The sequence below is a fragment of the Lysobacter sp. HA18 genome (assembly GCF_054057595.1).
The window spans coordinates 2,402,267-2,426,079 of the sequence record NZ_JBSRZL010000001.1; the positions used below are offsets into that span (position 1 = coordinate 2,402,267).

General features: G+C 67.6%; 28 protein-coding genes. 19 read left to right on the plus strand and 9 right to left on the minus strand.

Annotation, left to right across the window (positions count from 1 at the left end; all coding sequences use genetic code 11):
* Window positions 1–13 precede the first annotated feature (13 nt).
* From hda to ACVWWW_RS11855, 3 genes are read right to left on the minus strand one after another with little or no spacing between them, the layout of a single operon-like run.
* A complete protein-coding gene (gene hda, locus ACVWWW_RS11845; RefSeq protein WP_036142068.1) occupies window positions 14–742 on the minus strand; it encodes a DnaA regulatory inactivator Hda in 729 nt (242 codons plus the stop codon).
* Entirely contained in the window at window positions 742–1,881 is a 1,140-nt protein-coding gene (locus tag ACVWWW_RS11850; RefSeq protein ID WP_027083368.1) for an AI-2E family transporter, read from the minus strand. The genes hda and ACVWWW_RS11850 overlap by 1 nt, the downstream gene beginning before the upstream one ends.
* On the minus strand, window positions 1,881–2,990 hold the full coding sequence (locus tag ACVWWW_RS11855; protein WP_456998705.1) for a DUF2066 domain-containing protein: 1,110 nt from the start codon (window positions 2,988–2,990) through the stop codon (window positions 1,881–1,883). The genes ACVWWW_RS11850 and ACVWWW_RS11855 overlap by 1 nt, the downstream gene beginning before the upstream one ends.
* A 93-nt stretch (window positions 2,991–3,083) precedes the next feature.
* Between ACVWWW_RS11855 and purM the strand changes: the two genes are divergently transcribed.
* Genes purM through ACVWWW_RS11875 form a run of 4 tightly spaced genes read left to right on the plus strand, consistent with a single transcriptional unit; the run spans window position 3,084 to window position 6,181 of the window.
* Complete coding sequence (gene purM / locus ACVWWW_RS11860) at window positions 3,084–4,133, plus strand: phosphoribosylformylglycinamidine cyclo-ligase (protein WP_027083367.1); 1,050 nt, start codon at window positions 3,084–3,086, stop codon at window positions 4,131–4,133.
* Complete coding sequence (purN, locus tag ACVWWW_RS11865) at window positions 4,133–4,804, plus strand: phosphoribosylglycinamide formyltransferase (RefSeq protein WP_027083366.1); 672 nt, start codon at window positions 4,133–4,135, stop codon at window positions 4,802–4,804. The genes purM and purN overlap by 1 nt, the downstream gene beginning before the upstream one ends.
* The gene (locus ACVWWW_RS11870; protein ID WP_051235254.1) at window positions 4,801–5,505 is read left to right on the plus strand and encodes a DUF3108 domain-containing protein; all 705 of its coding nucleotides are present in this window, start codon (window positions 4,801–4,803) and stop codon (window positions 5,503–5,505) included. Before purN ends, ACVWWW_RS11870 begins: the two co-directional genes overlap by 4 nt.
* A gap of 4 nt (window positions 5,506–5,509) precedes the next feature.
* The gene (locus tag ACVWWW_RS11875; protein WP_027083365.1) at window positions 5,510–6,181 is read left to right on the plus strand and encodes a DUF3108 domain-containing protein; all 672 of its coding nucleotides are present in this window, start codon (window positions 5,510–5,512) and stop codon (window positions 6,179–6,181) included.
* Between the two features lie 72 nt (window positions 6,182–6,253).
* On the opposite strand, the gene murA is transcribed toward ACVWWW_RS11875, so the two are convergent.
* Window positions 6,254–7,510 carry a UDP-N-acetylglucosamine 1-carboxyvinyltransferase gene (gene murA / locus ACVWWW_RS11880; RefSeq protein WP_027083364.1) on the minus strand — a complete coding sequence of 419 codons (1,257 nt, stop codon included), beginning with the start codon at window positions 7,508–7,510 and terminating at the stop codon, window positions 6,254–6,256.
* Window positions 7,511–7,548: 38 nt separating this feature from the next.
* Window positions 7,549–7,788 (minus strand): BolA family protein, encoded by a 240-nt coding sequence (locus ACVWWW_RS11885; RefSeq protein ID WP_027083363.1) that lies wholly within the window; start codon window positions 7,786–7,788, stop codon window positions 7,549–7,551.
* Between the two features lie 103 nt (window positions 7,789–7,891).
* Between ACVWWW_RS11885 and ACVWWW_RS11890 the strand changes: the two genes are divergently transcribed.
* The 15 genes from ACVWWW_RS11890 (at window position 7,892) to ACVWWW_RS11960 (ending at window position 20,515) form a co-directional block, all read left to right on the plus strand.
* On the plus strand, window positions 7,892–8,890 hold the full coding sequence (locus tag ACVWWW_RS11890) for a KpsF/GutQ family sugar-phosphate isomerase (RefSeq protein ID WP_036142064.1): 999 nt from the start codon (window positions 7,892–7,894) through the stop codon (window positions 8,888–8,890).
* Between the two features lie 12 nt (window positions 8,891–8,902).
* Window positions 8,903–9,475, plus strand: a complete 573-nt coding sequence (locus ACVWWW_RS11895; RefSeq protein WP_051235252.1) for an HAD family hydrolase — start codon at window positions 8,903–8,905, stop codon at window positions 9,473–9,475.
* Window positions 9,472–10,032 carry an LPS export ABC transporter periplasmic protein LptC gene (lptC, locus tag ACVWWW_RS11900; protein WP_027083361.1) on the plus strand — a complete coding sequence of 187 codons (561 nt, stop codon included), beginning with the start codon at window positions 9,472–9,474 and terminating at the stop codon, window positions 10,030–10,032. The genes ACVWWW_RS11895 and lptC overlap by 4 nt, the downstream gene beginning before the upstream one ends.
* 221 nt (window positions 10,033–10,253) lie before the next feature.
* The gene (locus ACVWWW_RS11905; protein WP_456998706.1) at window positions 10,254–10,526 is read left to right on the plus strand and encodes an LptA/OstA family protein; all 273 of its coding nucleotides are present in this window, start codon (window positions 10,254–10,256) and stop codon (window positions 10,524–10,526) included.
* A complete protein-coding gene (gene lptB, locus ACVWWW_RS11910; RefSeq protein WP_027083360.1) occupies window positions 10,526–11,245 on the plus strand; it encodes an LPS export ABC transporter ATP-binding protein in 720 nt (239 codons plus the stop codon). The genes ACVWWW_RS11905 and lptB overlap by 1 nt, the downstream gene beginning before the upstream one ends.
* A gap of 72 nt (window positions 11,246–11,317) precedes the next feature.
* A complete protein-coding gene (locus ACVWWW_RS11915) occupies window positions 11,318–12,742 on the plus strand; it encodes an RNA polymerase factor sigma-54 (RefSeq protein ID WP_027083359.1) in 1,425 nt (474 codons plus the stop codon).
* A gap of 100 nt (window positions 12,743–12,842) precedes the next feature.
* Window positions 12,843–13,169, plus strand: coding sequence for a ribosome hibernation-promoting factor, HPF/YfiA family (gene hpf, locus ACVWWW_RS11920; protein ID WP_027083358.1), 327 nt, complete (start codon window positions 12,843–12,845; stop codon window positions 13,167–13,169).
* A 4-nt stretch (window positions 13,170–13,173) separates the two neighbouring features.
* Complete coding sequence (locus ACVWWW_RS11925) at window positions 13,174–13,635, plus strand: PTS sugar transporter subunit IIA (protein WP_027083357.1); 462 nt, start codon at window positions 13,174–13,176, stop codon at window positions 13,633–13,635.
* Window positions 13,632–14,582, plus strand: a complete 951-nt coding sequence (gene hprK / locus ACVWWW_RS11930; protein ID WP_027083356.1) for an HPr(Ser) kinase/phosphatase — start codon at window positions 13,632–13,634, stop codon at window positions 14,580–14,582. The genes ACVWWW_RS11925 and hprK overlap by 4 nt, the downstream gene beginning before the upstream one ends.
* A complete protein-coding gene (rapZ, locus tag ACVWWW_RS11935) occupies window positions 14,579–15,460 on the plus strand; it encodes an RNase adapter RapZ (RefSeq protein WP_027083355.1) in 882 nt (293 codons plus the stop codon). Before hprK ends, rapZ begins: the two co-directional genes overlap by 4 nt.
* Window positions 15,461–15,515: 55 nt before the next feature.
* Window positions 15,516–15,908, plus strand: coding sequence for a PTS sugar transporter subunit IIA (locus ACVWWW_RS11940; RefSeq protein WP_027083354.1), 393 nt, complete (start codon window positions 15,516–15,518; stop codon window positions 15,906–15,908).
* Window positions 15,909–15,913: 5 nt separating this feature from the next.
* Window positions 15,914–16,183: an HPr family phosphocarrier protein gene (locus ACVWWW_RS11945; RefSeq protein WP_027083353.1), complete on the plus strand. Its 270-nt coding sequence runs from the start codon at window positions 15,914–15,916 to the stop codon at window positions 16,181–16,183.
* Window positions 16,184–16,187: 4 nt separating this feature from the next.
* The gene (ptsP, locus tag ACVWWW_RS11950; RefSeq protein WP_027083352.1) at window positions 16,188–17,900 is read left to right on the plus strand and encodes a phosphoenolpyruvate--protein phosphotransferase; all 1,713 of its coding nucleotides are present in this window, start codon (window positions 16,188–16,190) and stop codon (window positions 17,898–17,900) included.
* A 157-nt stretch (window positions 17,901–18,057) separates the two neighbouring features.
* Window positions 18,058–19,419, plus strand: a complete 1,362-nt coding sequence (gene mgtE / locus ACVWWW_RS11955; protein WP_027083351.1) for a magnesium transporter — start codon at window positions 18,058–18,060, stop codon at window positions 19,417–19,419.
* A 73-nt stretch (window positions 19,420–19,492) separates the two neighbouring features.
* The gene (locus ACVWWW_RS11960) at window positions 19,493–20,515 is read left to right on the plus strand and encodes an HDOD domain-containing protein (protein ID WP_051235248.1); all 1,023 of its coding nucleotides are present in this window, start codon (window positions 19,493–19,495) and stop codon (window positions 20,513–20,515) included.
* A gap of 30 nt (window positions 20,516–20,545) precedes the next feature.
* On the opposite strand, the gene ACVWWW_RS11965 is transcribed toward ACVWWW_RS11960, so the two are convergent.
* From ACVWWW_RS11965 to ACVWWW_RS11980, 4 genes are all read right to left on the minus strand, one after another.
* Window positions 20,546–21,451 (minus strand): aspartate carbamoyltransferase catalytic subunit, encoded by a 906-nt coding sequence (locus ACVWWW_RS11965; RefSeq protein WP_027083347.1) that lies wholly within the window; start codon window positions 21,449–21,451, stop codon window positions 20,546–20,548.
* A 3-nt stretch (window positions 21,452–21,454) separates the two neighbouring features.
* The gene (ruvX, locus tag ACVWWW_RS11970; RefSeq protein WP_027083346.1) at window positions 21,455–21,919 is read right to left on the minus strand and encodes a Holliday junction resolvase RuvX; all 465 of its coding nucleotides are present in this window, start codon (window positions 21,917–21,919) and stop codon (window positions 21,455–21,457) included.
* A gap of 1 nt (window position 21,920) precedes the next feature.
* On the minus strand, window positions 21,921–22,496 hold the full coding sequence (locus tag ACVWWW_RS11975; RefSeq protein ID WP_027083345.1) for a YqgE/AlgH family protein: 576 nt from the start codon (window positions 22,494–22,496) through the stop codon (window positions 21,921–21,923).
* A gap of 103 nt (window positions 22,497–22,599) precedes the next feature.
* Window positions 22,600–23,769 carry a PilT/PilU family type 4a pilus ATPase gene (locus ACVWWW_RS11980; RefSeq protein ID WP_051235475.1) on the minus strand — a complete coding sequence of 390 codons (1,170 nt, stop codon included), beginning with the start codon at window positions 23,767–23,769 and terminating at the stop codon, window positions 22,600–22,602.
* Between the last annotated feature and the right edge of the window lie 44 nt (window positions 23,770–23,813).

Sequence of the window (23,813 nt, forward strand, 5' to 3'; positions counted from 1 at the left end):
GTCCGTCGTGGCGTCAGTCGCCCGATCGTACGTCGGATTCGCGGCCGAGGATCTCGCGGAGGAACGGAACTGTGAGCCGGCGCTGGGCTGCGAGCGCAGCGCGGTCGAGACGGTCGAAAAGCTGCGTCAGGCTGCCGAGGTCACGGCCAACGCGGCGCATCAGCCAGTCGAGGGCGGCCTCGTCGACGACAAGGCCGCGGCGTTGCGCACGCTGCCGCAGCACTTCGCGGCGCGCCTCATCGTCCAGCAGGGTCAGCGCGATGCCGATGCACTGGCCTAGACGCGATCGCAGATCGGGCAATACCAACGCGAGTGCATCGGGACGCGCTGTCGCGGCGTAGACGACGCGTGCGCCGTTGCCGCGTGCACGATTGTGGAAATCGAACAGCGCGACTTCGTCGTCGCGATCCCCGGCAATGGCATCGAGGTCGTCGAGTGCGACGAGATCCATGCCTTCGAACGCCTGCAAGGCATCGCTCAATCGACCGGCGGCGGTCGCGAGCGAGAGATAGGCCGGACGCTGCGCATCGGCCAGCGCCTGCGCGCAGGTGCCGAGCAGAAGGTGCGTCTTGCCGCAGCCTGCCGGCCCGCTGACGAAGATCCAGTCGTTCGACGCACCCGATGCGCAGGCCGTCAGCAGCGCGATGGCGCCGTCGGGTGCCGCGACAAAGGTTTCGAGCCGCTGGTCCGGCGGCGACCGCAGCGCCAGTGGCAACTGCGGCACGTGACGCGACGTGGCCATCAGGGTGTGCCGGATTCCGGCGCCGATGCATCCCCGATGATCACCGTCGCCGTCTCGGCGCCGTAGAGCCTGCTCGCGCGATAGCGCTCCTGTGCATAGCGGAGCAGCACGTTGACGACCGCCGCCACCGGCAGCGCGAGCAGCATCCCGAGGAAGCCGAATAGCTGGCCGCCCGCGATCACCGAGAAGATCACCGCCATCGGATGCAGGCCGATGCGATTGCCGACGAGTTTCGGCGTCAGCCAATAGCTTTCGATCACCTGGCCGACGGCGAAGACCACGAGTACACCGCCGAAATGCTGCCAGTCGCCGAACTGCACCAGCGCGGCGATGCCGCCGAGCGTCAGCAGGCTGACCGGGCCCATGAACGGCACGAACGTCAGCATGCCCGCGACCATGCCGATCAGGATGCCGAGGTCGAGGCCGATGATCTCCAGCCCCACCGCGTACATCACGCCGAGGATCAGCATCACCAGGAACTGCCCGCGCAGGAACCCGCCGAGCACCGCGTCCGACTCGCGCGCAAGACGGGACACAACGGTCAGGTGCCGCGGCGGCACCAGTGACGCGCAGCGCGCGACGAGTGCATCCCAGTCGCGCAGGAAGAAGAACGCAAGCACCGGCACCAGAACCGCGTTCGCGATGAGGCCGAGCAGCATCGAACCCGAGCGAGTGACATAACCGAGCACCGTCGCCGCGATGCCGCCCGCGCTCTGCCAGTGCTCGCGCACCAGCTGCGTGAGATAGCCGACGTCGAGGTAGTGGCCGACGTCGATCCGCGTATGCGCTTCGAACCATGGGACGGCCGTGGTACCGATCCACGCGCTGTAAGCGGGCAGCGACGCGATCAGCGTAAACAGCTGGCGCTGCAGTATCGGCAGCACGAGCACCAGCACGAGCACGAACAACAACGTCATCACGCTGAAGACGATGCCGACCGCGGCGCCGCGTGACATGCCACGCGCTTCGAGACGATCCGCGACGGGATCGCCGAGCCAGCCGAGCAGCGCCGCGATGACGAACGGCGTCAGCACCGGCGCGAGCAAGCCGAGCAACCACAGCGCCGCAACCACGACCGCGGCCCATTGAAGGCGACGCAGGAACCGCGCGATCTCGTCCAGCGGCGCGAGGTGCTCCATCAGCGCAAGTGGAACGTCGTCGCGTTGTCGTCGCCGTCGTCGACCGCTTCAATCACACCGTCACGCGACGCCATGCGAGAGAACCCGGCGACGCCGCTCACGAGCTCGAGCTCGTAGACGAGGCCCTCGGGCGTCGCACGGATCGGCGTCGCGCGCTTCACCACCGCGTTCCTCTCGAGATACGCCGCGAGGCGGATGAAGTCGTCGGTGCTGTTCACGCCGGTAAACGTGATCGTGTACGTGCCCGGCGGGCCGAGCGCCTTGCCCGGTCGCGCGTACTTGCGGATCAGCGCGTCGGCCGCGATGTCCGCGCCGCCCGACATCGCGCGTCGCGCGTCGCGGTCGTACGTCGCCGACTTCGCGAGCTGCTTGCCGTTGTCGAGGAAGGTCCATTCGGCCTGCCAACCACCGGCGACCGTGCGGTACAGCTTGCCGATCAACTGCATCGGCGGCGCGTACTTCGACGATGCACGCGCGATCGCCGCGCTGTCACCACGCCAGATCGAGCCGACCAGCGCCTGCTCCGCCGCACTGCCGGACGGCAGGCCGAGCGCATAACCGCGCTGCTTGGCGCGATCCAGCACCGGTCGCGCCGCGTTGCTCTTGTCGAGGCCGACCAGGCGCGGGCCCGAGCCGTCGTCGATCGCCAGCCACAGCACCGGCTTGGGACGCGGCTGCGGCCACATCGGCAGGCCGAGGGTCGCGATCGCTTCTTCGACCTTCTTGCCGTCGTACTGGACGATGAGCGTCGTGTTGAACGTGGGCGCGCCGGTCGGGCCAATGCCCTCGTCCTGGCGATAGTCGTAATGGTCGACGTAGGCCTTGGCGTTGCGCAGTTCGTCGCCGACGCCGGGGCGCTGGTTGACCGCGCGGTCGCCGGTCATGCGCTGCAGGACCTGCAACAGGCCGCGCGCGAAGCCGCTATTGCGCTGCGCGTCACCCTGGTTGGTGACCACGACTTCGGCCGCGTAGGCGCCCGCGGCCTGCGCGCGATCGCCCTCCACGCGTTGCGCCAGCACGGCGGTGCTGAACGCGAAAAGGAGAAGAGCAGTAAAGAGTCGGTGCGTGCGCGCCATCGCCGGCCCGGAGGTCGTGGACTGGCCGGACATGGTGCCGGAGCGCCGCCGGCACGTCCACGCCGGCCGGTCGAGGGCGCGGCCGCTGGTAGAATCGTGGGCTTCCCCGACGCCTCCGAGACCGCCGTGTCCCAGTCGAACGACGCCACTGGCCGCCCCCCGCTCACCTACCGGGAGGCGGGCGTCGACATCGACGCCGGCAACGAGCTCGTCGAGCGCATCAAGCCGCTGGTCAAGCGCTCCTTCCGCCCCGAGGTGATGGGCGGGCTCGGCGGCTTCGGCGCGATGTTCAACCTCGCGGGCAAGTACAAGGAGCCCGTGCTGGTCTCCGGTACCGACGGCGTCGGCACGAAGCTCAAGCTCGCCCAGCAGCTGAACCGGCACGACACGATCGGCATCGACCTCGTCGCCATGTGCGTGAACGACGTGCTGGTCCAGGGCGCCGAGCCGCTGTTCTTCCTCGACTATTTCGCGACCGGCAAGCTCGACGTCGAAACGACGGTCTCAGTGGTCGGCGGCATCGCGCGCGGCTGCGAACTGTCCGGCTGCGCACTGATCGGCGGCGAGACCGCCGAGATGCCCGACATGTACCCGCCGGGCGAATATGACCTCGCAGGCTTCTGCGTGGCCGGCGTCGAGAAGTCGAAGATCATCGACGGCTCGAAGGTGCGCGAAGGCGACGTGCTGATGGGCATCGCGTCGTCGGGCCCGCATTCGAACGGTTACTCGCTCGTGCGCCGCATCTACGACCGCGCCGGTCGCCCTGCCGATCTCGACGTCGGCGGCGTCAAGCTCGTCGATGCGCTGATGGCGCCGACGCAGCTCTACGTCAAACCCATCCTCGAGCTGCTCGGCTTGCACGACCTGCACGCCATGGCGCATATCACCGGCGGTGGGCTCAGCGAAAACATCATCCGCGCGATCCCGGAAGGCCTCGGTGTCCACGTCGACGCCACTGCGATCGTGCTGCCGCCCGTGTTCAACTGGCTCAAGCGCGAAGGCGCCGTCGCCGACGAAGAAATGTGGCGCACGTTCAATTGCGGTGTCGGCTTCGTGCTGGTGGTTGCGCCGAACGATGTCGGCGCGGTGTCGAACGATCTGCAGCGTGTCGGCCTTGCGCATCGCGCGATCGGACAGGTCGTACGCGCGACCGGCGAGCGCGTGCGCATCGGCTGATGGCGACGCCCCTGCGACTGGCGGTCCTCGCCTCCGGCCGCGGCAGCAATCTCCAAGCGGTCCTCGATGCGATCGGCGACGGTGCGCTCGACGCACGCGTGGTCGGCGTCTTCTCCGATCGACGAACCGCAAAAGCGCTAGATCGCGCGCGCGATGCCGGCATCGAAGCCATCGCGATCTCACCATCGAAGTTCGAAACGCGCGAGGCATTCGACGTTGCGCTCTTCGATGCGATTGCCGCCGTTCAGCCCGACCTCATAGTCTGCGCCGGATACATGCGCCTGCTGGGCGCCGCCCAGGTCGAGGCATGGCACGGCCGCATGATCAATATCCACCCCTCGCTGCTGCCGCTGTACAAGGGCCTGCGAACGCATGATCAGGCGCTTGCGGCCGGTGCGTCGGAGCACGGCTGCAGCGTGCATTTCGTCACCGCCGAGCTCGATGGCGGGCCGGTGATCGCGCAAGCGACGGTGCCCGTGTTGCCACATGACGATGCCGAGGCGCTGAGTGCGCGCGTACTCGATCGCGAATACCCGCTTCTCATCGCTACGCTGCAGCTGTTCGCCGCGCGTCGCCTCCGCCTGCACGGCGGATCCGTAGAGTTCGACGGCCGTCCGCTGCAGCGCCCGCTGCGATTAGCGGGCATGGATCTTCGGGAGATCGACGCATGAGCCGCTTCATCGCAATCGTCATCGCCATCGCATCGCTCGCCGCAGCGCTTCCCGCGCAGGCCATGCAGCCGTTCCATGCGACCTACGACGTCTATCGCGGGGGCCGCGACCTCGGCGTCGCGACGCTGCAGGTCGTGCCCGACGGCAGCCACTGGCGCGTCGACTTGGTGATGGACGGCAAGGGCCTGATCGGCCTCGCGGGCCTCAACGCGCAGCAGAGCACGGTTTTTGACGAGGTGAACGGCGCCTATCGTCCCCTCTCCCAGAGCACGCTCCGGAAGATGCTGTTCACGCGCAAGCAGACGACCGGTGTCTACGATTGGGCCTCGCAACGTGCGGTCTGGACGGGCGACATGAAGAAAACCCGCCAGGCGCCGGTCGCGCTGCAGGCGGGCGACATGAGCGGGCTTCTGATCAACCTTGCGGTGATCCGGGACGCGCAGCCGGGCCAGACGCTGCAGTACCGGTACGTCGACAGCGGTCGCGCGCGCCTGCAGCGCTACACGGTGGCGACGCAGCCGGACGACATCAGCGTCGGGGAATTGCAGTACAGCGCGTTGCGCGTCGACCGCGTGCAGTCGGGCGACGAGCAGACCTCCATCTGGGTCGCGGATGGCGTTCCGACGCCCATCCGCATCCTTCAGCGTGAAAACGGCGAGGACACGTATGACCTGCGCCTCATCGAATACAAGGGAGCCTGACCACATGACGAAGACGTTCCTCCGCGGCGCCGTGCTGGCCGCTTCGCTTGCCCTCGCCGCCCTGCCCGCCTTCGCGACGCAGCCCTTCAGCGCGCCGTACCAGGCGAACTACATGGGCATGAACGCCACCGGTCGCATGGCGATCGAATCGGCGGGCAACGGCCAGTGGCGCTACACGCTCGAGATCCGCAACCAGCTCGCCGACCTCGTGCAGACCACGGTGTTCGACGAGGACGGCGGCGTGCTGCGCCCGCTGTCCGGCAGCGACACCAACAAGCTGCTGATCAAGAAGTCCAGCAAGAAGGCCACGTACGACTGGGCCAAGGGCGTCGCAACGTGGTCCGGCGACGTCAAGCCCGATCGCGCCGGCCCGGTGAAGCTGCAGAAGGGTGATCTCGACGCGTTGCTCGTGAACATCGCCATCGCGCGTGACGCGGTGGCCGGCAAGCCGCTGCGTTACCGTCTGGTCGAGAACGGCAAGGCACGCGACCTGTCGTACGCGATCGCAGGCAAGGAAGCGATCACGGTCAACGGCAAGTCGCAGCAGGCCACGAAGGTGGTGAGCACGTCGGGCGACAAGAAGACGACGATCTGGGTCGTCGCCGGTGTCCCGGTGCCGGTGCGCATCATGCAGGCCGCCGGCAACGACACGATCGACCTGCGCATCGCGCAGTAATCGCTCGCGGTTTGCTGCAAAGAAAAAGCCCCGCTTCGGCGGGGCTTTTTTCGTCTCCGGCGATGCAGCCCGTCAGCTGATGCGCGAGATTTTCGCTCCGACACCGGACAGCTTCTGCTCGATGTTTTCGTAGCCGCGATCCAGGTGGTAGATGCGGTCGATGATCGTCTCGCCATCGGCGACGAGGCCGGCAAGGATCAGCGATGCGGACGCGCGAAGATCGGTCGCCATCACCGGTGCACCGCTCAGGCGCGGGACACCACGCACCACCGCGGTATGCCCGTCGACGTGGATGTCCGCACCGAGGCGCACCAGCTCGTTGACGTGCATGAAACGGTTTTCGAAGATGTTTTCGTTGATCACCGCCACGCCATCGGCAATGCAGTTGAGCGCCATGAATTGCGCCTGCATGTCGGTGGGAAAGCCCGGGTGCGGCGCGGTGGTGATGTTCACCGGACGCGGGCGTCGGCCCTTCATGTCGAGCGTGATGCGGTCGCCATCGCAGTCGAGCTCCGCGCCCGCTTCCTTCAGCTTGTCGAGCACGGCATCCATGGTGTCGGGACGCGTATGGGTGAGCGTCACGCGGCCGCCCGTCATCGCCGCGGCGACGAGGAAGGTGCCGGCTTCGATGCGATCGGCGACGACCGTGTGTTCGCAGCTGTGCAGGCGTTCGACGCCTTCGACCACGATGCGGCCGGTGCCGGCGCCGGTGATGTTCGCGCCCATCGCGATCAGGAAGTCCGCGAGGTCCACGATCTCCGGCTCCATGGCCGCGTTCTCGAGCACCGTGCGGCCTTCGGCCAGCGTCGCCGCCATCAGCACGTTCTCGGTCGCGCCGACGCTGACGATGTCGAACACGTGGCGTGCGCCGACCAGCTTGTCGGCGCGCGCCTTGATGAAGCCGTTCTCGACGCTGATCTGCGCACCGAGCGTCTGCAGGCCCTTGATGTGCAGGTCGACGGGGCGCGAGCCGATCGCGCAGCCGCCGGGCAGCGAGACTTCCGCGTGGCCGTAGCGCGCGAGCAGCGGCCCGAGCACCAGCACTGACGCGCGCATCGTCTTGACCAGTTCGTACGGGGCGACCTGGCTGTGCACGGTGGTCGGGTCGACCGTGACCACGCCGGGGCCGATGTCGCCGACGCGCGCACCGAGTTCGGCGAGCAGCCGCGCGGTGGTGTGCACGTCGTGCAGGTGCGGCACGTTGCGCAGCGTCACCGGGCCGTCGGCGAGCAGCGTCGCGCAGAGGATCGGCAGGACGGCGTTCTTGGCACCGGAAATACGGACTTCGCCGTTCAGCGGCGCGCCGCCTTCGACAACGATCTTCTGCATGGATGGGGTCTGGAAAGGAGTGGGAGGGCCGCGGGGGCTCAGCCGGCGTTGCCGGCTTCCTCGGGGGTCACGGTCTTGAGCTGCAGGGCGTGGATCTCGCCGCCCATGCGGTCGCCGAGCGTCGCGTAGACCATGCGGTGCCGGGCCAGCGGCAGCTTGCCGCGGAAGGCGTCGCTGACGACGGTGGCTTCGAAATGCACGCCGTCGTCGCCGCGGACGTCGGCGCGAGCGCCGGGCAGGCCCTGCTCGATGAGGTGGCGGATGGTGTCGGGGTTCACGGGAGGCCTTCGGAAACGACGCGGGCGGCGGTCCCGCGGGCGCGGGCCGCCTGAACCGCTTAAACTGAGCGACTTAGCCTAGCCGAAAGGACCCCCGTCCGAAATGGCGGATCCCATCGCGCCGGTGCCCGGCGACATCGACTTCCCGGCCAGCGGCCGCCGCGTCTTCGCCGTCGAGGCCGAGGCGCTCGCCGCCGTTTCCGCTCGCCTCGACGGCGGCTTTGCCGACGCCTGCCGCCTGATGCTGCAGGCCCGCGGCCGCGTGGTCTGCGTCGGCATGGGCAAGTCCGGGCATATCGCCCGCAAGATCGCCGCGACGCTGGCATCCACCGGCACGCCCTCCTTCTTCGTGCATCCGGGTGAAGCCGCGCACGGCGACCTCGGCATGATCACCGACGCCGACGTCGTGCTCGCCCTCTCCTACTCCGGCGAGAGCGACGAAATCCTCACCCTGATGCCGGTGCTTAAGCGCCAGGGCAATGCCGTAATCGCGATGACCGGCCGTGCGGCGTCGACGATGGCGCGCGAAGCCGACGTGCATCTCGACGTGTCGGTTCCGGCCGAGGCCTGCCCGCTGCACCTCGCGCCGACGTCGAGCACCACCGCGTCGCTCGCGATGGGCGATGCGCTCGCGGTCGCGCTGCTCGAAGCACGCGGCTTCACTGCCGACGATTTCGCGCGTTCGCATCCCGCCGGCGCGCTGGGTCGTCGCCTTCTGCTGCACATCGCGGACGTCATGCATGCGGGTAACGATCTGCCGATCGTTCGCCCCGATGCATCCGTCAGCGAAGCGCTGGTGGAGATGAGCCACAAGCGCCTCGGGCTCACCGCGGTCGCCGACGAATCGCAACGACTGCTCGGCGTCTTCACCGACGGCGACCTGCGTCGCACGCTCGACGATGCGCAGCTCGATTTGCGCTCCACCTCCATCGCACAGGTGATGACGCGGAACCCGCGCACCATCGACGCGGACGTGCTCGCGGTGGAAGCCGCGCATGTCATGGAGCAACACAAGATCAACGGCCTGCTGGTCGTCGATGGTGAGGGCCGCGTCGTCGGCGCCCTCAACATTCACGACCTGTTGCGAGCCCGGGTGGTTTAAGGGCCGATACGCATGACGACCGATACCTCCGCCCTCGCCGATCTGCGCGACCGCGCCCGACGCGTGCGCCTTGCGTGCTTCGACGTCGACGGCACGCTGACCGACGGCCGCCTCATCTATGACGCGGCCGGCGGCGAAGCGAAGGCATTCCATGTGCACGACGGACAGGGCCTCGTGCTGCTGCGCCGTGCGGGTATCGAAGTCGCGCTGATCACTGCGCGTACGAGCCCGGTCGTGGAGCGACGCGCCGCGGAACTCGGCGTGCGTGCGTGCTCGGGCATCGGGGACAAGCTGGCCTGCGTCGAGAAGATCGCGAATGCGCTCGGCGTATCGCTCGACGAAGTCGCGTTCATGGGCGATGACCTGCCCGACCTCAAGGTGATGCGCGGCGTCGGGTTGTCCGCATGTCCGGCGGATGCGCACGAATGGATCCGTCGCGATGCAGCGTGGACATCGCAACGCGAAGGCGGCCGCGGCGCCGCACGCGAGTTCTGCGATTTCGTGCTCGACGCGCAGGATCGCGTGCAGTCGATCATCGATGCACTGGTCGCCGATGCACCCGCGCCGCTCGGAGCGCAGGCATGAACTGGCGCTTGGTACTCGGGCTGGTGCTTGCGGCCGCGGCGGTCGCTGTCGGCATTTCGCTGTGGCGGCAGCATGTGGCGGACAATCTTCCGCTCGAAGCGGGCCGCTCCGACTACACGCTTTACGATTTCGAGCTGGTGTCGCTCGATGCGCAGGGCCGCGAGTCGTTCACGCTGCGCGGCCCGAAGCTGACACGCCAGCCCGAGGTGCACACGCTGTCCTTGCAGACGCCGGTGTTCGTGATTCCGCCGCGCGCGGGCAGCACCGATGCGCCGTGGACGGTCGATTCCAAGACCGCGTGGGTGTCGGCCAAGGGCGACGAGATCCGCCTCCGCGGCGACGTGCATGCGATCAGCACGCGCAGCGGCGGCGATCCTGTGCGCATGGATACGCAGGAACTCAACGTGTTTCCGGATGCGAATCGCGCGACCTCCGCAGTGGCGGTCAGCGTGAAACAACCGGGACTTATACTGAATGGCCACGGCATGGACGCGAGACTCGACGACCGCGTGGTGAAGCTCCAGAACGTCAAGGCCCGTTATGAAAAGTCGCAATGACCTCGCGCCCGTCGTCGCGCTCCTCCTCGTGTTCGTCGCGGGCTCCGCGTTCGCTCGTTCGAGCGATCGCCGCATGGGCATCGACATCGAAAGCGGGTCGGCGACCTATTCGACCGACGACAGCAGGCCGACCGTACTCAGTGGCGGCGTCACGATCACGCAGGGTACGTTGCACATCACGTCCAGTGGCGCGCAGATCACGATGCAGAACGGCGAGGGCCGTGCGCGCGGTGCTCAACGGCGGTCCGGTGAAGATGAGCCAGCTGCTCGACGACGGCACGCCGATGAGTTCGACTTCCGCCGCCGCGGACTACGACATGAAGGCCGACGTGGTGGTGCTGAGCGGCAATGTCACCGTGCAGCAGACGCGCGGCACGCTGACCGGCGATCGCGTGAACTACAACATGCGCACCGGACAGGTCGCGAGCGGCGCGGCCGCGGGCGGTGGACGCGTGCACATGCACATCGCACCGAAGAACGCGGGCACGCCCTGATGCTCAAGGCCGAGGGTCTGCGCAAGAAGTACAAGTCGCGCGAGGTCGTTCGCGATTTCGGCCTGACGCTGGAAGCCGGTGAAGTCGTCGGCCTGCTCGGCCCGAACGGCGCGGGCAAGACGACGTGCTTCTACATGATCGTCGGGCTGGTGCCGGCCGATGCGGGCAAGATCACGCTCGACGGCCAGGACATCACCGCGCAGCCGATGTATGCGCGCGCCAAGCACGGCGTCGGCTACCTGCCACAGGAACCGTCGGTGTTCCGCAAGCTCACGGTCGCCGACAACATCCGCCTTGTGCTCGAACTGCGCACCGATCTCGATCGCAAGGGCCGTGAGCGCGAACTCGCATCGCTGCTCGACGAGTTGCAGGTCGCGCACGTGTCCGACCAGATCGGCGCAAGTCTCTCGGGTGGCGAGCGACGCCGCGTCGAAATCGCACGCGCCCTTGCCGCACGTCCGCGCATGATGCTGCTCGACGAACCGTTCGCCGGCGTCGACCCGATTTCCGTCGGCGAAATCCAGCGCATCGTGCGTCACCTCACCGAGCGTGGCATCGGCGTGCTGATCACCGACCATAACGTGCGCGAGACGCTGGGCATCTGCGACCGTGCGTACATCCTGAACGAGGGTGCCGTGCTCGCGCAGGGTTCGCCCGAATCCATCCTCGCGAATCCCGACGTACGCCGCGTCTACCTCGGTGAAACGTTCCGACTGTAATGTTTCAGCGCCCGACCGGCGGCAGCGATCGAAGCTGACGTCTTACCGGAACGCCGTGTACCTTGCATGTCGATGAAACCGCGCCTCCAGGCCTCGCTGGGCCAGCATCTTGTGATGACGCCGCAACTGCGGCAGGCGATCCGCCTGCTGCAGTTGTCGTCCGTCGAACTCGATGCGGAACTCACTGAAGCGGTCGAGAGCAACCCGCTGCTCGAGTGGGACGAAGGCGGCGAAGTCATCACCACGCCCGATACGGCGGCGCCGGACGGCGACAGTGCGGATGTCGAAGTCGAGATCGATCGGTCCGCACTCGAAACGTGGACGGACTCGGAACTCGACGGCTGGGGCGAAGGCTCGGGCCATGGTTACAGCGGCGATGGCGACGGCGGCTCGCTCGCCGAGCAGATCGCCGACCGCGAAACGCTACACGACCATCTTCTCTGGCAGCTGCATCTCAGCAGTCAGTCGCCGCGCGATCGCCAGATCGGCGCCGCCATCATCGATGCGATTTCCGACGACGGTTACCTGCGCGAACCGCTGGAGGCGATTGCCGACACGATGGATCCGCCGGTGCCGGTGGAAGACGTCGCGACGGTGCTGCATGTGGTGCAGCACTTCGATCCGATCGGCGTCGGTGCGCGTTCGGTGTCCGAAGCATTGTGCGTGCAGCTGGGTGCGCTCGATCCGGACACGCCCGGTCGCGCGATCGCACTGCGCATCGCCGACGCGCATCTCGAACGCCTGCCGCGGCTCGGCGCCGATGGCCTTGCGCATGAGCTCGGTGAGCCGGTCGACGAAGTCGAATGCGCCATCGCATTGCTGCTGTCGATGGACCCTCGTCCGGGCGCGCAGCTGGGCGAAGTCGCGCCCGAAAGCTATGTCACGCCCGACGTCGTGATCTGGCGGCAGCATGGCGCATGGCGCGTCGCGCTCGCCGACCTCAGCCGTCCGCGGCTACGCATCAACCGAAGCTACGAATCGCTGATTGGGCGCACTTCAACGGCGGATACCACGTACCTGCGCGGCCAGTTGCAGGAAGCGCGTTGGCTGCTGCGCAATGTCGAAGCGCGTGGCGAGACGCTGCTGCGCGTGGCGCGTTGCCTGGTGCAGCGCCAGTTGCAGTTCCTCGAATGCGGTGACGGCTCGTTGCGACCGCTCACGCTGCGCGAAGTCGCCGCCGAGCTCGGCCTTCACGAATCCACCGTCTCGCGCGCCATCGCACGCAAGTACGCACGCACGCCACGCGGCACGTTGCCGCTGCGGTCGTTCTTCGCATCGAGCGTGGGCAACGGCACGGCGGAGGAGACATCGAGCGCGGCCGTGCAGTCGATGATCCGCCAGCTGATCTCCGCCGAAAACCCGCGCAAACCCTTGTCCGACGCGCGGCTGGCCGAGACCCTGCAAAGCGCCGGCGTGCCGGTGGCGCGGCGTACGGTGGCAAAATATCGGGAAGCCATGAGCATCCCTTCGTCGCAGGACCGCGTGAGGATGAGCTGAGCAACGCAGTATTTGACGAACGTCATATCGCGGAGCCGGGAAAGTGACATGCTGGGACCGCGGCCACCGGGCCGCCTCTGCCGACAGCCTGGAGATGCCCATGCGTATCGAAGTCCACGGTCAGCACATCGATGTCACCCCCGCCCTGCGGGAGTACGTCGCCACCCGGTTCAACCGTCTGGGCCGACACATCGACCAGCCGTTCGAGGTCCGCACGGTGCTTCTCGTCGAAAAGACACGCCAGTGCGCGGAGGCGACGGTGATCATGGCCGGCAGGACACTTCACGCGGACGCGGAAGGCGCGGATGTCTACGCCGCCATCGACGTGCTCGCCGACAAACTCGACCGTGGGCTGCTCAGGCACAAGGAGCGGCGAAGCGACCACCACCGCGGCGAGCGCCTCGCGCGCAGCGCCGAACTCGCCTGACTCCATGCCCTTTGCCGACCTGCTCAGCCGCGAACGCATCCAACGAATCGACGCCCCGCTCGACCGCGACCGCGTGATCGAGCACATGGCGACGCTGCTGGCCAGGCCGGTCGAAGGGCACGGACTTCCCGCTTCAGAACTCGCCGAGCGCCTGCGCGCGCGCGAAAAGCTCGCCAGCACGGCGCTCGGCTTCGGAGTCGCAATCCCGCACGCACGCATGGGCAGCCTCGATGCCGCCCGCGGCGCATTCGTGCGGCTGGCCGAACCGGTGCAGTTCGCCGCGCCCGACGCACGCCCCGTCGACCTTCTCTTCGCGATGGCGGTGCCGGACGACGACGTCGCCGGCCACCTCGCGCAACTCGGCGAAATCGCCCAGCGCTTTTCCGACGAAAGTTTTCGCGACGCATTGCGCGACGCGAGCGACGACCGCGAACTCGCGCATCGCCTGCTCGAGTCTGACGCATGAACGCACGCATCAGCGCGCAGGAGTTGTACGACCAGCAACTCGAACGCCTCGAGCTGCGATGGCTGGCCGGGCGCCGCGGCACGTCGCGTGTGCTGGAATCGGTCGACACCGTCGCGCGACGTCCGTCCCTCGCCGGCTATCTCAACATCATCTATCCCAATCGCGTGCAGATCCTCGGCACGGAGGAACTCGCGTGGCTCGATGAACTCGACTCGCGCGCGCGCTGGGAAACGATCGAGAAGATCATCCAGTTCCGACCGCTCGCGCTGGTCATCAGCAAGGACCAGCGCTGCCCGGAAGACCTGCGACTCGCGGCCGAGGAAAGCGATACGCCGCTGTGGGTTTCACCGCGTCGCGGGCATGAGCTGCTGAACCATCTGCAGTACCACCTCGCGCGCAAGCTCGCGCCGCGGGTGACGCTGCATGGCGTCTTCATGGAGATCTATTCGATCGGCGTGCTGATCACCGGCGAGAGCGGTGCGGGCAAGAGCGAACTCGCGCTGGAGCTGGTGACGCGCGGCCATCGGCTCGTGGCCGACGACGCGCCCGAGTTCACCCAGATCGCGCCCGACGTGCTCGACGGCACCTGTCCCGACCTGCTGCAGGACATGCTCGAAGTGCGCGGTCTCGGCGTGCTGAACATCCGTCAGATGTTCGGTGACACGGCCGTCAAACGGAACAAGTATCTTCGGCTGATCGTGCACCTGACGCAGCCGTCCTTGCATCCCGGGCCCGGTGGGCTCGAACGCATCACCGGCGACCTCGGCGCGCGCCGCGTCCTGGACCTGGATGTCCCCATGATCACCCTGCCCGTCATCGCCGGTCGCAACCTCTCCGTGCTGACCGAAGCCGCCACGCGCACGCATATCCTGCGAGCAAAGGGCGTCGACCCGGCGGCGGCCTTCATGGCGCGCCACAGCCACTTCCTCGAGCGGGGCGACTCGTGAGTTCACCGTCGCTTGCCACGCTGGTGCTGGTCAGTGGGATGTCCGGCTCCGGCAAGTCCGTCGCGCTCAACACGTTCGAAGACCTCGGCTTCTACTGCGTCGACAACCTTCCGGCGATGCTGCTTCCGCAGCTCGTCGCCGACATCACGGGTGGCGAGGACGGCGGCCCGGCGAAAGTCGCGGTCGGCATCGACGTTCGCAACCGTCACGACGAACTCGACAAGGTGCCCGAAGCGCTCGCGGCGGTTGGTGGCCTCGGCTTTGATCCGCGCCTCGTGTTCTTCGACGCGGCCGACCCCGTATTGCTCAAGCGCTATGCCGACACGCGTCGCCGCCACCCGCTGAGTCGACTCGGGCTGTCCCTACCCGATGCGATCGCGCTCGAGCGGCAGGTGTTGCGTTCGCTTCGACAGCTGGCCGACGCGATCGTCGATACCAGCGAAATGAACGTGCACCAGTTGCGACGTCACGTCACCACGGAATTCGGCCTCGGCGCCGAAACCGGTATGTCGCTGATGTTCGAATCGTTCGCGTATCGACGTGGCGTTCCAGCCGATGCGGACTTCGTGTTCGACGCACGCGCGCTACCGAACCCGCACTGGATCCCGTCGCTGCGCCCCCTGTCCGGACGCGATCCCGATGTGCGCGACTACCTGATGACGCAGCCGGACGTCCAAGCGTTCTACACGCAGATCAGTAGCTTCCTCGATGCATGGCTGCCGCGCCTGCAGGCCGACAGCACGCGCAGCTATGCGACGGTCGCTTTCGGCTGCTCCGGTGGCCGGCATCGCTCGGTGTATCTCGCTGAACGCATGGCCGACCACGCGCGCTCGCAGGGCTGGCCTGAAGTCGCCGTGCATCATCGCGAGCTCGACTAGGCAAAGTTCCAACCGCCGCTTCCGGACGGTCACGCCGCTCTGCTAACGTCGAGCCATGGCCGTCGGCATCCTGCTCGTCACCCACGAAGGTATCGGTACCGCGCTGCGCGGCGTCGCCGAGCGGCTGCTCATGCCTGTGCCGCTGCGCATCGAAGTGTTCGAGGTCGGTTTCGACGCCGACCCCGATGCCGTACTGCCGATGGCCAGCGCCGCATTGCGGCGCGCCGACAGCGGCGATGGCGTGCTGGTGCTGACCGATCTCTTCGGTGCCAGCCCGGCGAACATCGCATCACGACTTTCCCGCCTGGGCACGCCGATCCGTCGCGTGTCCGCACTCAACCTTCCGATGCTGCTGCGCGTTCTCAACTACGCCGACCTCGAACTCGACGCGCTGCCCGCCGTGGCCGTCGCGGGTGGCCGCAACGGCGTTCAACTCGACGACGCCTGACCGACATGATCGAACGCGACCTCACCGTTTCCAACCGCCTCGGCCTGCACGCACGCGCCACCGCGAAGCTCGTGCAGACGCTGTCGCACTACAAGAGCGCGTGCACGCTCACCGCGAAAGGCCGCGAGGTCAACGCGAAAAGCATCATGGGCGTGATGCTGCTCGCCGCCGGGCAAGGCACGGTGGTGAAGCTGCGCATCGAAGGCGAAGACGAACAGACCGCCGCCGACGCCGTGCAGGCGCTGTTCGAACGCGGTTTCGACGAAGGCAGCTGATCGCATGCGACAGACGCTGTCCGGCCAGGGCGCATCGCGGGGCACCGTGCTCGGCCGGGCCCGCGTCCGCCTGCCGCATGCGTTGCAGATCGCCGAACAGCACATCGAGCCAGCCGCGGCTGACGAAGAACTCGCACGCTTGCGCGGCGCCATCGACGCCGTGCGCGCGGAGATGCACGAGCTGCGTGCACGGCTGCATGGCGCGCTTGCACAGGAAGTCGGCGAGTTCCTCGACCTGCATGCATTGATGCTCGACGACCCCGAGCTGTTGCACGGCCTCGACGAACTCGTCCGCACGCGTCACTTCACCGCCGACTACGCCTTGCGCGTGCAGCGCGATCGCCTCGCCGCGGTGTTCGAGGCGATGGACGACCCCTACTTCAAGAGCCGCGTCGAGGACATCGACCAAGTCATCGGTCGCGTGCATGCCGCTCTGCATCGGCGCGACTTCGAACTGCGCGGCTTCGCCGGCGAGATCCTCGTCGCCGAGAGCGTGGCGCCGGCAGAAATGGCGCAGCTGCAGGCGCAGGGTGTCGTCGGGCTGGTCACCACGAGCGGCAGCGCGCTCGGCCACACCGCCATCCTCGCGCGCAGCCTGCACATGCCGCTGATCGTCGACTGTGCGGATGCGCTCGATCGAATCAACGATGGCGATGCGCTGATCCTCGACGGCGGTAGTGGGCTGGTCGTCGCCGAGCCCGATGCCGACGACCTGCGCGCGCACAACGAACGCGAGAAGGGGCATGTCCGCGAGAAGCGTACCCTCGCCCGCCTGCGTCGCGAGCCGACGCGCACGCGCGACGGCGTCGACATCCGCTTGTTCGCGAATGCCGAATCGCAGGAAGACGTCGCCGAAGCGCATGCACTCGGTGCCGCGGGCGTCGGGCTGTATCGCACCGAGTTCCTGTTCCTGCAGCGCAATGCTTTGCCCGACGAGGACGAACAGTTCCGCGCGTATCGCGATGTCGTGATGGGCATGAACGGTCGGCCGGTGACGATCCGAACGCTGGACGTCGGCGCGGACAAGACCGATCGCACCGGCCTGTCGCTGCGGGACGAACACAATCCCGCGCTCGGGCTGCGCGGCGTGCGTCTGTCGCTCGCGCGTCGTGGCCTGTTCGAAACGCAGCTGCGTGCGCTGCTGCGTGCATCCGCGTATGGCCGCATCCGTTTGTTGGTGCCGATGGTGACGTCGGCGGAGGAAGTGCGCGAGGTGCGGCGCGAAGTCGATCGCGTGAGTGCACTGCTGCGCGACGAAGGCCACGAAATCGGCCAGGACGTCCCATTGGGCGTAATGATCGAAGTCCCGGCCGCCGCGCTCGCGTTGCCGGCCTTCATCGACGAGGTCGACTTCCTGTCCGTCGGCACGAACGACCTCGTGCAATACCTGCTTGCCGTCGACCGCAATCACGAAGGGCTGGGCAAGCTCTATACGCCGCTGCATCCCGCGGTGATCCGCGTGCTGCGCGATGTCATCCGCCTTGCGCAGCGCCGTGGGCGGTCGATCGCGGTCTGCGGCGAAATGGCGGCGGCGCCCGATTACGCGCCCCTGCTTCTTGCGCTGGGGCTCACCGACTTCAGCCTGCATCCGGGCACGATGCTCGAAGTGCGAAAGCGCATCCGCGACTGCGACCTCGCGCGACTGCAATCGCGCCTGCCCGCGCTGCTGCGCGCCCGCGATCGCGCGACCATCGAGCGCTGGCTCGCGACCGCCTGATCGCCGCGGCACCGATGTGCGACAGCGATTGTCCATCGCGCGACCCAGCGGCGATAATGTGCGCATGAACCTCTGACCTCGGTCGCATATCGCGGCGTTCAACGCCGGCGGGTGCGACTCGCCCACGGACCGCACAGGTCCCCGCCGGAAGCCGCGCATGGCCGAATCCGTCCGCCACGAGAAGACCGCGCGGCAGCTCAGGCTGCTGTCGGACGCGCTCGACAGCGGGCGCCTCGGTCCGGTCCGTCGCCTGGTCAACACGCTCTCGCCCGCCGAGATCGGCAACCTGCTCGAATCGTTGCCGCCGGCCAAGCGCACGGTGGTGTGGGGTCTGGTCGACGCCGAGGACGACGGCGAGGTGCTGGTGCACGTCGGTGACGAGGTGCGCGAAGGCCTGCTGGCCGAGATGGACCCGGACGAGATCATCGCGGCGGTCGAGGATCTCGACATCGACGACCTCGCCGACCTCGTCGAGGACTTGCCGGACGCGGTGATCGAGCAGGTCCTGCTGTCGATGGACCGCGAGAACCGCGAGCGCCTCGAGCAGGTGTTGTCGTACCCGGAGGACACCGCCGGTCGCCTGATGAACCCCGACGTGGTGACGGTGCGGACCGACACCACGATCGAGGTCGTGCTGCGCTACCTGCGCCTGCGCGGCGAACTGCCGGAGCACACCGACCATCTGTACGTGGTCAGCCGACGCCACCAGTACCTCGGCCGCATCGCGCTGACCGACCTGCTCACGCAGGACCCGGCGACGCCGATCAACCGCCTGGTCGACGACGAACAGCCGGCGATCCGCGTCGGCGAAACGGCGAACGAAGTAGCACGGCGCTTCTCGGACTACGACTGGGTGAGCGCCCCGGTGGTCGACGAGAGCAACATTCTGCTCGGCCGCATCACCATCGATGACGTCGTCGACATCATCCGCGAGCAGGCCGAGCACCAGGCGCTGTCGGCGGCGGGTCTCGACGAGGAAGAGGATCTCTTCAGCCCGGTGCCGCGCGCGACGCGCCGGCGCCTGATGTGGCTGACGATCAACCTCGGCACCGCGTTCCTCGCGTCGTACGTGGTCGGCCAGTTCGAGGGCACGATCCAGCAGATCGTCGCGCTCGCGGTGCTGATGCCGATCGTTGCGGGCATGGGCGGCAACGCCGGCACGCAGGTGCTCGCGCTGATGGTGCGCGGCCTTGCGCTCGGTCAGGTCGGCTATTCGAACTACCTGACGCTGCTGTGGAAGGAGTGCAAGGTCGCGCTGCTAACCGGGCTCGGGCTTGGCCTCATCCTCGCCACGGTCGTACAACTGCGCTTCGGCAACTGGGGGCTCACCGCCGTCATCGCGGCCGCGCTGCTGATCAACCAGCTCGCAGCGGCGATCGCCGGCGTGCTGATCCCGGTGAGCCTCCGCCGTTTCGGCTTCGACCCGGCGCTCGCCAGCAGCATCTTCCTCACGACGGTCACCGACGTGATGGGCTTCTTCTCGTTCCTCGGGCTCGCGACCTTCTTCCTGCTCAAGTGACGGCCTTGCCCGCCGTTACCATGTCCGTGAGCCCGGACTCTGTCCATGGACCGGCCGACCAAGGGGAACCTCGATGATCACGCGACTGCTGCGGCGCCTGCAGGGCCGCCCCGCGCCCGCGCCGACCGCTGCGCCGTCCGTCGAGGGCGATGCCGTGGTCGTCGACGACGTGTGGAACGACATGGATGACGAGGCAGTAGCCGACGCGACCGTACTTGCATCGCCCGAACTTGCCGCGCGCTTCGTCGCGCACCTGTTCGGCACGCCGGCGGATGCGCCGGTCGTCGACGGCATGGCCGACGACATCCTTGACCGTCTCGACACGCAGATGCAGCGGCTCGACGTCGCACGCCTGCCCCGCCTTCCCGCGCTGGTGCCGCAGTTGCTGGCCGCCCTGCGCCGCGACGATGTCGATGCGAACGCGATCGCCGCAGTGCTCGCGCGCGATCCCACGCTTGCGGGCGACGTCGTGCGCGTCGCCAACAGCGCGCACTACCGTCGCGGTGCGCCGATCAATGCATTGCCGCAGGCGGTGAACACGGTCGGCAGCGACGGCCTGCGTTATGTCGTGCTGACCACCGTGATGCGCCCGATCCTGCAGGCCGATCCGTCGCAACAAGGCGCGCAATCGGGCGCCCGTCTGGCCGTGCAGTCGGAAACGCGTACGTGGCTCTGCGGCACGTTGGCGCGCGGCGCCTGCGACATCGGCGAAGCACAGCTCGCGTCGGTGATCGCATCGACCGGGGCATCCGCGCTGATGCGAATGATGCCGCGTCCGTTGATCACGCAGGCTGCGGCCGACGCCACGTTCGGCCCGCGATTTCTCGCGCTTGCGGGCACGTTGTCCGCTCGTGCTGCAGCGCATTGGCGGCTCGGCGACTCGGTATGCACTGCACTGGCTTCGATGTCGACCGACGATGGAGCGCCGCTCGTTCGCGTGCTAACGCATGCCGATCGGCTGTCGATGCTGCACACGCTTCAACAGTGCGGCGAGATCGCTTCGAGCGTGTCGATCGCCGCATCGGCCGATGATCGTCGCAAGGACGCAGGGCTTCTTGCGTCGCTGCCGCAGATGTCCGAATCCGCCGCTGCCTGATTGCCTGACGTTCGACGTGCCGCGCTCGCTTCAGTTCGCGAGCAGGCGTTCCAGCACCGCCATCCGTACCGCCACGCCATTCGCGACCTGACGCAGGATCAGCGACTGCGGGCCGTCCGCGACTTCGTCGGTGATCTCGACCCCGCGATTGATCGGGCCCGGATGCATCACCACCGCATCGGGCGCCGCATGTCGCAGGCGCTCCGCGGTGATGCCGTAATGGCGGTGGTAATCCTCGAGCGACTCGACCAGCCCGTCTTCCATGCGCTCGCGTTGCAGGCGCAGCGTCATCACCGCGTCGGCGCCGTCGATGGCCTCATCGATATCGTGCGTGACGCGGCAGCCGTCGAGCGTGCCGTCATCCGGCAGTAGCGATGCCGGGCCGCAGACGCGCACGTCGCCCGCACCGAGCGCGCGCAATGCATGCAGGTCCGAACGCGCGACGCGCGAATGCTTGACGTCACCAACGATGGCGATGCGCAGCTTCGAGAAATCGCCGCCTTTCGCCTGTCGCAACGTGAGCATGTCGAGCAGGCCTTGCGTCGGATGATTGCTGCGGCCGTCTCCGGCGTTGAGCAGCGCAGTGCCGGGCTTCGCGGCATCCGCGAGCTGCGCGACGGCGCCGTCGTCGTGATGCCGCACGATGAAACCGCGCACGCCCATCGCTTCGAGGTTGCGCATGGTGTCGAGCGCGGTCTCGCCCTTGCGCGCGGATGACGTGGAGACGTCGAAGTTGAGCACGTGTGCACCGAGGCGCTGCGCCGCGAGCTGGAAGCTCATGCGCGTACGCGTCGATGGCTCGAAGAACAGCGTGCAGACCGCGATGCCGCGAAGCGCATCCGAATCGCCAGTCAGCTCGGCGAAGTGCTGGGCGCGGTCGAGCAGCTCGACGACGGTGGCGCGTGGCAGGCCGTCGAGCGTGAGCAGGTGATGCATGGCTTATCCGGTGAGGGAGGCTTCGAGTTCGACCGCATCGGCGGGCGCGTGCAGCCAGCGCTCGACGATGACCGCGGCGGCTACGGCGTCGAGGATCTGCGCATCACGCCGGCGCTTGCCGCCCTGCGCGCGTTCCACCGCGAATCGCTGCGCGGCTTCCACCGACGACGATCGCTCGTCGACCAGCATCACCGGCTTGCCGAACTTGCGCCCGAGTTCGCGGGCGAAGGCATGTGCACGCTTGCGGATGGGCTGGTCGCCGCCGTCCAGCGTCATCGGATCACCGACGATGAAGGCGTCGGGCCGCCATTCGCGCACCAGTCGATCGATCGCCGGCCAGTCCGGCCCGCTCGCGTGCACGTCCACGACCGCCACCGGGCGTGCGCCGGTACCGAGCGCGCTGCCCACGGCGACGCCGATCCTGCGCGCGCCGACATCGAAACCGAGAACCGTCGTCGCGGCCGTCATGTCAGGCGTGCCCCGTGTAGTCGGTCAGGCGCGACATGTCGACGCCGATGCGTCCCGCTGCCGCCTGCCAGCGATCTTCCAGTGGCGTGTCGAACAGCAGCGTGGCATCGACCGGTGCGGTCAGCCAGCTGTTGTCGGCGACGAGTTCCTGCTCGAGCTGTCCGGCGCCCCAGCCGGCGCATCCGAGCGCAATCACCGCATGATCGGGGCCTAATCCGTTGGCCATAGCTTCCAGAATCTCGCGCGAGGTGGTGAGGTACAGATCATCGCCGATCGCGAGCGTGGAATCCCATCGCGTACCGCCGTCGTGGATGACGAAGCCGCGCTCTCGGTGCACCGGGCCGCCGTTGAGCACGACCTGGGCACGCAGCACGTCGCCGCCGCCTTCGAAACCCATTTGGCTTAGCACTTCGCCGACCGTGTATTCGGACGGCCGATTGACGACGATGCCGAGCGCGCCGTCCTCGTCGTGCTGGCAGATCAGCGCGACGCTCTTGGAGAAGCTGGATTCGGCCAGCGACGGCAGCGCGATGAGCAGCTGGTTCGCGAGCGGCGTCGGGCTGTCGAGCAAGGACATGCGGCCATCATGCCCGCACCCGCCGCGCGAATGGAAGCGCTCGCCGCCGCCGGAAATGACGAAGGCGCCCGTAGGCGCCTTCGCGTCGCAACCCAAGCCCGATTCAGCGAATATCGGCGACACCGACGTCGCCCAGCCCCGCCGCCAGCGTGCGGGCGTCGCCGCCCTGCGCGAGCTTGATGCGCAGGCGCACCTCGTTCTGGGAATCGGCGAAGCGAAGCGCGTCCTCGTAGGAGATCTCGCCGGCCTGGTAGAGCTCGAACAGCGCCTGGTCGAAGGTCTTCATGCCCAGGTTGGTCGACTCCTTCATCACTTCCTTGATCTTGTGGATCTCGCCTTCGCGGATGTAGTCCTGCACCAGCGGCGTGCCGAGCAGGATTTCCATCGCGACGCGGCGGCTCTTGCCGTCCGGCGTCGGGATCAACTGCTGCGCGACCACGCCCTTGAGGTTGAGCGACAGGTCCATCAGCAGCTGGTTGCGGCGATCTTCCGGGAAGAAGTTGATGATGCGGTCCATCGCCTGGTTGGCGTTGTTCGCATGCAGCGTGCACAGCACCAGGTGGCCGGTTTCAGCGAATGCGATCGCATGGTCCATGCCTTCGCGCGTACGCACCTCGCCGATCATGATGACGTCGGGTGCCTGGCGCAGCGTGTTCTTCAGCGCCGCTTCCCAGCTGTCGGTGTCGATGCCGACTTCGCGCTGCGTGATGATGCAGCCCTCGTGCTTGTGCACGAACTCGATCGGGTCTTCGATCGTGATGATGTGGCCGGTCGAGTTCTTGTTGCGGTAGCCGATCATCGCCGCCAGCGACGTCGACTTACCGGTGCCGGTCGCGCCGACGAACATGATGATGCCGCGCTTGGTCATCGCCAGCGTCTTGATGATCGCCGGCAGCTGCAGCTCTTCGATGGTCGGGATCTTGCTCTCGATCCGTCGCAGCACCATGCCGACCTGGTTGCGCTGGAAGAAGCAGCTGACGCGGAAGCGGCCGACGTTGGCGACGCCGATCGCGAAGTTGCACTCGTGCGTCTTTTCGAACTCTTCGCGCTGCGCCGGGCTCATCACCGACAGCACGAGGTCGCGCGACTGCTGCGGCGTCAGCGGCTGCTGCGTGATCGGCGTGATCTTGCCGTTGACCTTGATCGCCGGCGCCATGCCGGCCGTGATGAAGAGATCCGACGCGCGATGCTGCGCCATCAGCTTCAGGTACGACGAGAAGTCGATCGATCCACCGCCGGCTGCGGCGGGGGTCGCTGGTGTATCGGGGGACATGCTCATCGTTAACTCTCCGCGTGGCTCGAGGCAGCCGCCTCCGC